The sequence below is a fragment of the Lacticaseibacillus sp. 53-4 genome (assembly GCF_016861805.1).
GTDB lineage: Bacteria > Bacillota > Bacilli > Lactobacillales > Lactobacillaceae > Lacticaseibacillus.
Genome location: NZ_BOLT01000018.1, coordinates 44,087 through 52,927, shown reverse-complemented (window position 1 = coordinate 52,927; position 8,841 = coordinate 44,087). Strand labels below are relative to the sequence as shown.

Genomic DNA, 8,841 nt, shown 5'->3' with positions numbered 1-8,841 from the left:
ATTAATTCTTTTCAACTTTCATTGAAAAGCCCTATCACATTTACGAAACTTTGTTCAGTTTTCAAAGGACTACCTTGTCCAAAAGGCAACTCCGAAATCATATCAGATTGCTCATAGGCTGTCAACCAAATGCTTTGGCTGAAGGCCGGCTGCAATCGTGCTGATTGCCTCAACGACGCTATTTATCATATCAGCCACACCACAGAGCGTCAACAAATTTCGTATCTTTTTCACAATCACGAACAACCGCCGACAGCCTTCTTCCAATCGTTAGAGTTTTAGAACGAATCCTCACTCCTCAGCTGTGCTTTATCCGGAGTTATTTAGACCCCGCGCAAAACAAAAAGCCGCTGAAAGGCGGCTTTAATTTCTCACTATGGACGCATCGTTGGAAATAGTAACACATCGCGAATGGAGGCGGCGTCTGTCAACAACATGACTAGGCGATCGATACCGATCCCTAGACCACCAGTTGGCGGCATGCCATACTCCAAAGCTTCAATGTAGTCCTCGTCAATCGGCTGGGCCTCGTCATTGCCGGAAGCCTTCTCGGCCGCCTGCGCTTCAAACCGCGCACGTTGATCGATTGGATCATTCAACTCAGTAAAGGCGTTGCCGTACTCGTTGCCGTGGATAAACAGCTCAAAGCGATCCACGAACCGCGGGTCCTTTTGACTCTTCTTGGCCAGTGGCGAGATCTCGATCGGGTGGCCGTAAATAAATGTCGGCTGGGTCAAAGTCGGCTCAACGAACTCCTCAAAAAACGCATTGATGATATGCCCAGTCTGCCAAAACGGCTCGTAGTGAACCCCTTTTTCGTCGGCCAGCTTACGCGCGTCCTCGGTACTCATCGGCTGCCAGAAATCCACCCCAGTGGTTTCCTTGATTGCATCGACCATATGCTTGCGCGCAAACGCCGCATCCAAGTCAACGGCCTGGCCCTGGTAGGTAAACTTGCCCGTACCCAGGACTTGGTTGGCAACAAAGCGAAACAGACCTTCAGTTTCTTCCATGACATCGGACAGGTCCCAGTATGCAGCGTAGGTTTCCAGCTCGGTAAACTCCGGGTTGTGCTTGGTGTCCAGGCCTTCGTTCCGGAACACGCGGCCGATTTCGTAAACGCGCTCCATCCCCCCAACAATCAGGCGCTTCAGGTGCAGCTCCAGGGCGATTCGCAGGTACAGGTCGATGTCCAGCGCATTGTGATGCGTGATGAACGGGCGCGCCGACGCCCCACCGGCAGAAGTGTGCAGTACTGGTGTTTCCACTTCCAGAAAATCGTTACGATCCAAATACTGACGCACTGCCGTGACAATGTGCGAGCGCTTGACGAAGCGATCGTAGCTGTCCGGGTTGGCAATCAGATCAAGGTACCGCTGCCGGTAGATCTGCTCAACATTGGTCAGGCCGTGGTACTTGTCGGGCAAGGGCCGCAGCGCCTTGCTCAGAAAAGTCAGGTGGGTCGCCCGGACGGTCAGCTCACCAGCATCGGTTTTCATCATGTCACCGGCGATCCCCAAAAAGTCGCCGAGGTCAGCCTTTTTAAATATCTGATAGTTTTCTTCCCCGACCACGTCTTTGCGCACGTAAATCTGAATGCGGCCCGAGCGGTCACGCAGGTCAGCAAATCCCACCTTACCCTTGCCGCGCTTGGCCATCATGCGCCCGGCGATGGTGACCTCAACCGGCGTTTTTGCCAGATTATCCTTATCGGTGTCATCAAACTGATCGTGAAGCTGCTTGGCCAGATGGGTCCGGTCGAAGCGGTGTCCGAACGGATCGATCCCGTTTTCGCGCAGCGCGTCCATCTTCTGCCGACGAGCGCGCATCTGATCGTTCATTTCTGTGTCTTTAGCCATGTTTTCCTCCTGTCGTTGTCCTTAGCCATTTTGCCAATGTCGCAGTAAAAAAGCAACCGGCTAGCCGGCTGCTTGCGCCTTATCGCGGGCTTCGGTCTCTTCGACAAAGCGGTCAAATATATCGTCTACCTCTTGCTCAGTGTCCACACTCATGGCCGCGGCCTTGGTGCGTGCGGCCCGCGGAATGCCCTTCAAGTAGTAGGCGGCCTGACTGCGGAACTCCCGCACGGCCAGATGCTCACCTTTGAGCTCCACCAGGCGGTGAAGCTGCAACTTTGCGGTTTCAATCTTCTCACGCGGCGTCGGTTCAGGAATCAGCTCACCAGTGCGCAGATAAGTCTCCACGCCGCGCAGCATCCAAGGATTACCCAGCGCGGCCCGGCCGATCATAACCGCATCCGCGCCCACTTCGTCCAGCATTCGCTTGGCGTCCTGCGGCGAGCGCACGTCACCATTGCCCATGAACGGAATATGCAACTGGTGCTTGACTTCCTTGAGGATGTCCCAATCCGCATGGCCGCGGTATAACTGTTCACGTGTCCGCCCATGCATGGCTAGCGCCGATGCGCCAGCACGTTCAGCGGCCAAGGCATTTTCCACCGCGTAAATATGATCATCATCCCAACCGGTCCTCATCTTGACCGTCACCGGCTTATGCACCGCGTCGACCACGGCCGCAACCATTTCATAGATCTTGTTCGGGTCCAGCAGCCAGTGGGCACCAGAATCTGTTTTGGTGACCTTGGGCACCGGGCAGCCCATGTTGATGTCAATAATGTCGGCCTCGGTATTTTGGTCGATAAACTTAGCCGCGTTCACCAGATTTTCTTTATTGCCACCAAAAATCTGAATCGAGATCGGATGTTCGCGCGGGTCCACAAACAGCATGCTCAGCGTCTTCTTGTTGTGGTACATAATGCCGCGGTCGGAGATCATTTCGCACACGACCAGCCCCGCGCCAAATTCCTTGGCCGTCACGCGAAACGCCGCGTTGGTGATGCCCGCCATTGGCGCGACAACCACGCGATTAGGAATCGTGATGTCGCCGATTTTCCAGCTCAGTGAATCAGTTGCCATTATCTTCATCCTTTTCCTTTAAAAATGCCCTTAATTCTGCTTCGGAATACTGGTACTTGCGCCCGCAAAACTTGCAGACGGCCTCGGCGCCGTGGTCTTCCTCGATCATCGTGGTCAACTCATGGCGGCTCAAGGTCTTAATGATCCGGCCAAAATGAGCCTTGCTGCACGTGCATTCAAAACTGACGGGCTTGGTTGAAAGCACGTCGATGGCAACATTGCCTATCGCCCGCGTCGCGATCTCAGTCGGGGTCAGCCCCTGGCGCAGCATTTCTGAAGTCAGTGGCAGCGTCTTGACCGTGGTCTCGACTGACGCGATTTCCGCCTGGGTGGCACCCGGCAGCGCCTGGATCATGAACCCGCCGGCCACCTGGATGGTGTTGTCCGCGTTGACGAACACCGACAGCCCAACTGCCGATGGAATCTGCTCAGATTGAGTCAGATAATAGGCAAAATCCTCACCCAGCTCACCGGACACCAGCGGCACTTGGCCGGTAAATGGCTGGCCGAACCCCAGGTCCTTGGTGACCGCCAGCAGACCGCGGCTGCCCACCGCACGGGCGACGTCGATCTTGCCGACCACGTTCAGCGGCAGCGTCACGTGAGGCTGCTCGATGTAGCCGCGCACGCTCCCGTGACTGGTTCCATTGACGACAATTGCGCCGACCGGGCCATCCCCTTTCAGCCGCACGGTCAGAAGGTCATTATCCCCTTTGAGCCCCGCGGCTGAAAGCAGCAGCGTGGCCACCATGGTGCGCCCCAACGCGGCGCTGGCGGCACTCCAAGTGTCATGGCGGCGCTGGGCTTCAGCAATTGTGTCTGAGGCATCGACCGCAAACACGCGGAAGGCCCCATCTTTGGATACGGCGGTGATCAATTGATCAGACATTTTGGCATCTCCTTGTGACTAAACGCAAGTATCATACCAGAAAACCAACAGCCCCGCCACTTTTGCAGAAAACAGCGGCAAGGCCGTGAAAACAAAAACGGCCACCAGCGGTGACCGTTCTGCATTAATTTTCTGAATCGTCGTGATTAGCATCGGACGCGTCGCTTGGCTTGTCAGCATCCGCCGCACTACTTGGCGCAGCAGATGCAGATGAGACTGGAGCCTCACTAGCGTCACTGCCGTTGGTGATGTTTTCAGCACTCGCTGAAGCCTCAGGCGTCGCGGCGCTGCTTTCCGCACTGGCAGGCACTTCAGCGGCACTGCTGTCAGCAGCCGTCGAGGCACTAGCCACGGCGGCATCGGACTCGGCACTGGCAGAACTATCCGCTTGCTGCTTTGCCTTATCCTTTTGCTCCAAGGCCTTCTTGGCTTCCTCAAAGGTTGCCGCTTCCGCCTTTTCGCTTGGGAACTCGCTTTGGTCTTCAGGCATCTTGCCATCCTTGAACAAGGACAGAATCTGCTTTTCGTCCAACGTTTCGTACTTCAGCAAAGCGTCGGCAATCAGCTTGTGCTGGTCGCGGTGGCTCTCGATGATGTCGTGAGCACGCTGATGGTCTTCTTCAAGGATCCGGCGCACTTCGTCGTCGATCGCGGTTGCGGTCTGCTGCGAATATGGCGCGGACTGCCCGTATTGAGCGCCGACGAACGGCTGGCCGCCTTCACGCTCCAGGGTCACTGGCCCCAGGCGATCGGACATCCCATAAGTCGTGACCATGCTCCGGGCCAGCTGAGTGGCTTGCTCGAAGTCGTTTGAGGCGCCGGTCGCTTCGATACCGAAGATAATTTCTTCAGCCGCACGACCACCCATCAAACCAATGATCTGCTCGTTGAGATCCTTCTTGGTCAGCATGTACTGGTCTTCCTTCGGCAGGGTAATGGCGTAACCGCCAGCCCGACCGCGAGGAATGATCGTGACTTTGCGCACGACCCGCGAGTCAGAAAGCACCAGCCCAATCAGGGCGTGCCCGGCTTCGTGGTAGGCCGTGATCTCCCGATCTTTCGGGGCGATGACCTTGTTCTTCTTGGCGGGGCCGGCGATGACGCGATCTTCCGCTTCATCAATATCGCTGGCATCAATCTTGTCTTTGCTCCGGCGAGCGGCAACCAAGGCCGCTTCGTTCAGCACGTTTTCAAGATCGGCCCCAACAAACCCAGGGGTCTGCCGTGCCAACTCAGCCAGGTCAACATCGTCGGCCAAAGGCTTATTCTTTGCGTGAACTTTGAGAATTGCTTCACGGCCCTTAACGTCAGGCTGCCCAACCAGAATCTTCCGGTCAAACCGGCCTGGCCGCAGCAGCGCTGGATCAAGCACATCGGACCGGTTAGTCGCCGCGATGACAATGACGCCTTCGTTGCCTGTAAACCCGTCCATTTCAACCAACAACTGGTTTAAGGTCTGCTCACGTTCGTCGTGGCCACCGCCCATGCCGGCACCACGCTGGCGGCCGACCGCATCAATTTCATCGATAAAGATGATCGACGGTGCGCTCTTTTTGGCCTGATCAAACAGGTCACGCACACGCGAAGCCCCGACCCCGACGAACATTTCAACGAAGTCAGAGCCGGAAATTGAGAAGAACGGCACCCCGGCTTCACCGGCAACCGCCTTGGCCAGCAGCGTTTTACCAGTACCCGGAGGGCCCTCCAGCAGCACCCCGGCTGGGATGCGAGCACCCAACTTGGAGAACTTGTGCGGATCTTTCAGGAACTCAACGACTTCGACCAGTTCCTGCTTTTCTTCTTCCTCACCGGCAACATCGGAGAAGCGGACCTTGTTGGCCTTCTTATCCGCCGGCTTTGCTTTGGACTTGCCGAAATTCATCACTCGGCCGTTGCCGCCGCCTTGACCAGACTGGTTCATCATCATGTAGAAGAACACCATGAAAATGACCAGTGGCAGCACCGTAATCAGCAGGGTCACCCAAACGCTGGAAGAACTTTCCTCCTGTGTGGTGATGGCGACATCGTTTTTGTCAGCCGCCTTGGTGATCGTCTGCATGTAGGTGTTGTTCGTCGGCACGTAAGACGAGAAGTGGGAAGTCGTGCTTGAGGTGGCGCCCATCAGGCCAAGCCCGGTCTGATCGTTCGCGACCTTCTTCGCGTTTTTGTATTCCCCTGTGACTTTATAGACACCGCCACTTGGCTGGATCGAGAAGGACTTGATCTTGTCCTTCTGCAGCTCTGAGATGAACTGACTTGAGCTCAACTCCTGGGTCGTGCTGCCGCTATTGCCGCGCAGGTACCATGCGAACACGGTGACCAGAACGACAAAAAGAACCACATAGGTCAGCGTGCTGCCAAATAGCCCATTTTGTTTTTTCTTCATGCATAACCTCCAGCAACGTAGTGGATAATAAACTTATAGTAACATGATACACCATGGCTGTGCTCAGCCTCAGTTTTGGTAGATCTCCGGCTTGAGCACGCCGATGTAAGGCAAATTGCGATAACGCTCTGCGTAGTCCAGGCCGTAGCCGACCACGAATTCGTTAGGCACCTGAGTGCCCACGTAGTCCGCCTCGACCGTCTTGATGCGCCGGTCAGGCTTATCCATTAGGGTGCAAACCTTGATGGATTTAGCATCGCGGGTCTTGAAGATCTTGATCAAGTAAGACAGGGTCCGGCCAGTGTCGACAATGTCCTCGACGATCAGCACGTCGCGACCAGCCACGCTGGTGTCAAGATCCTTGATGACCTTGACTTCACCGGAGCTTTCAGTCGCGTTGCCGTAACTGGAAACGTCCATGAAATCCAGCTCGACGTATTCGTCCAGCTCGCGGACCAGGTCGGTCATGAACATGATCGCCCCTTTTAAGATGCAGACGACCAGCGGGTTCTTGCCGGCGTAATCGCGAGAGATCTCACCGGCCAGCCGCTTGATGATCGCATCGATATCCTGTTTTGAGTAAAGCACCTTCAGTATGTCGTCATTCATGCGCTGCCTCATCCTTTGTGTCTGATTTCATTGCCAATACTGTTTGCAGTATATCAGTTTGAGAACCAGCAAACAATTGACGCGGCGCAATTCCTTCGACCCAAATCACTTGGTCCGCGGCCACTGCCACCAGCCGGCGACCGCGCTCCGGCTGCGGAATTTTTTGATTGATAAAAAATCGGCGCAGCAGCTGATGCTGCCCATTGGCCAGCTGAACTTCATCATGCGGCTGGCGGGTGCGAATAACTACCGGAGCGGGTGCCGCCGCCAAGAACGTAGCGCCGGAAGGGAGCTTGGTGAACCGGCCAAATTGCCGCGGCCCAACTGGCACCCACCGGTTTAATTCGGTGAGTAAAACCGGCGCTGGCGCTGGCGCCGACGTCACCACGCTGAGCTGGCCATAAGCGGCGACCAGCGTGCGGCCTGAGCTCACAGCAAATTGCTTGGCGCCTTGGCCAGCCGCCAACGCCATCAGCACCTGAGCCGCCACCGCTGGCTTAACGACCAGATGCAGCCGCGCCAAGACGGCGTTCAACAGCAGCTGCTGCACCGCCGCGGACTCGCTCAGGTACGGCCGCCAATCAAGCGGCAAGGTCAACGGCTTCGGCAGCATCAACGCCACTTGACGGTTGGCCAGCATTAAAGTCGCCTCAAGGGCCTGGGCGAACGTCCCGGCGTGCGCCAGCGCCCCAGCGTTGACCGCCTTGAGCGCCGGCACCGCGTCGCGTCTTAGCCGGTTGCGGGCGTACTGGACGTCCTGATTGCTTTCGTCTTCGCTGTAGGCCAGGTGCGCATGACTCGCATACGCCATGAGATCCGCTTTAGGCACGCCAAGCAGCGGGCGAATCAGGCGCAGAGACCCCCACTTTTGATCGGCCGCGATTCCGGTCATTGAAGCCACCCGGCCGCTCCTGGCCAACCGAAACAGGAGCGTTTCCAGCTGGTCGTCGGCGTGGTGCGCGGTCATCAGGACGCTGGCGTGAGCCTGCTCGGCCGCGGCCTGCAAGAACGCGTACCGCGCTTTGCGGGCGGCGGCTTCCAGGCTGTGCTGAGGATGCGCTTGGCGCGGCCAGCTGCCGGTGATCACTGGCAGCTGGAGCGCCGCCGCCGCTTGGACCACCTGGGCTTGCTCCGCCGCACTCGTGGGCCTGAGCTGATGGTCAAACGTCGCCACGGTCACGTTCAGCTGACCCTTCGGCAAGGTGCTTAGCAGGTGCATCAGCACCGTCGAATCAACGCCGCCTGACACGGCCAGGACCACGCGCTGGCCGATCGGCAAATGAAATGGGGCGAGCAATTGCGCTGCTGACCGCATAATGGGCTCCTTTCCGCATGCAATCCAGCCTAGCATACGAACCCGCGTGCTTCGTCATACTAAAGGCTGATTTCTGACAACGTGTCACATCACCGGCAAAAAAAGGGCCGAGGCCATTGCCTCGGCTTGGGCTTAACTGCGCCGGCCGCCACGGCCGCCGCGCTTGCCCTCGGTGTTATGCCGCAGGTCGCTTAGCCGTGACTCACTTTCCTTGAGAAATCCGGACATCATGGCATCAAAGTCGTCTTTCGGCGCTTCTTTGCTGCTATGGCCAAAGCTGCGCGCGCCGCCGTTGTGGGGACGTGGGCCGTTAAAGCTGCGTTCGCCATGACTTTCGGTGTGCGGCGCGTGGCTGAAGTGACCGCCATGGGCACTGGCCGCATGAGCCTCTGCCGGCTGATCGCTGGCTTTGCGAATGGACAGCCCAATTTTGCCGTCCTTGATGGCTGTCACTTTCACCGTGACTTCATCACCGACGCTGAGCACGTCGTGGATATCCTTAACATAGGCGTCTGAAATTTCGCTGATGTGCACCAGCCCGGTCGCACCGGACCCGAGGTCGACAAACGCGCCAAAATTCGTGATTCCTGTGACCTTACCTGTTAACTTTTCGCCAACTTCAATCGCCATATAAAAAGATGTCCTCCTGAATGATTTGTGACTCTAAGTATACCACGCAAAAACCGCCACGCAACAAACGAACTCG

Annotated in this window: 7 protein-coding genes; all 7 read right to left on the bottom strand. The window is 56.9% G+C overall.

The genetic code is table 11. From position 1 onward, the window contains the following. Window positions 1-374: 374 nt before the first annotated feature. Window positions 375-1,859 carry a lysine--tRNA ligase gene (lysS, locus tag JUF21_RS08290; protein WP_203663943.1) on the bottom strand — a complete coding sequence of 495 codons (1,485 nt, stop codon included), beginning with the start codon at window positions 1,857-1,859 and terminating at the stop codon, window positions 375-377. A 60-nt stretch (window positions 1,860-1,919) separates the two neighbouring features. Beyond that, the gene (gene dusB, locus JUF21_RS08285; protein ID WP_125757814.1) at window positions 1,920-2,936 is read right to left on the bottom strand and encodes a tRNA dihydrouridine synthase DusB; all 1,017 of its coding nucleotides are present in this window, start codon (window positions 2,934-2,936) and stop codon (window positions 1,920-1,922) included. Continuing rightward, on the bottom strand, window positions 2,926-3,825 hold the full coding sequence (hslO, locus tag JUF21_RS08280; protein ID WP_203663941.1) for an Hsp33 family molecular chaperone HslO: 900 nt from the start codon (window positions 3,823-3,825) through the stop codon (window positions 2,926-2,928). Before hslO ends, dusB begins: the two co-directional genes overlap by 11 nt. A gap of 124 nt (window positions 3,826-3,949) precedes the next feature. Then, window positions 3,950-6,211, bottom strand: coding sequence for an ATP-dependent zinc metalloprotease FtsH (ftsH, locus tag JUF21_RS08275; protein ID WP_203624781.1), 2,262 nt, complete (start codon window positions 6,209-6,211; stop codon window positions 3,950-3,952). Window positions 6,212-6,280: 69 nt separating this feature from the next. After that, the gene (hpt, locus tag JUF21_RS08270) at window positions 6,281-6,820 is read right to left on the bottom strand and encodes a hypoxanthine phosphoribosyltransferase (protein WP_125757820.1); all 540 of its coding nucleotides are present in this window, start codon (window positions 6,818-6,820) and stop codon (window positions 6,281-6,283) included. Beyond that, entirely contained in the window at window positions 6,813-8,135 is a 1,323-nt protein-coding gene (tilS, locus tag JUF21_RS08265; RefSeq protein WP_203624782.1) for a tRNA lysidine(34) synthetase TilS, read from the bottom strand. Before tilS ends, hpt begins: the two co-directional genes overlap by 8 nt. A 132-nt stretch (window positions 8,136-8,267) precedes the next feature. After that, a complete protein-coding gene (locus JUF21_RS08260) occupies window positions 8,268-8,765 on the bottom strand; it encodes a S1 domain-containing RNA-binding protein (RefSeq protein WP_125757824.1) in 498 nt (165 codons plus the stop codon). Window positions 8,766-8,841: the final 76 nt, after the last annotated feature.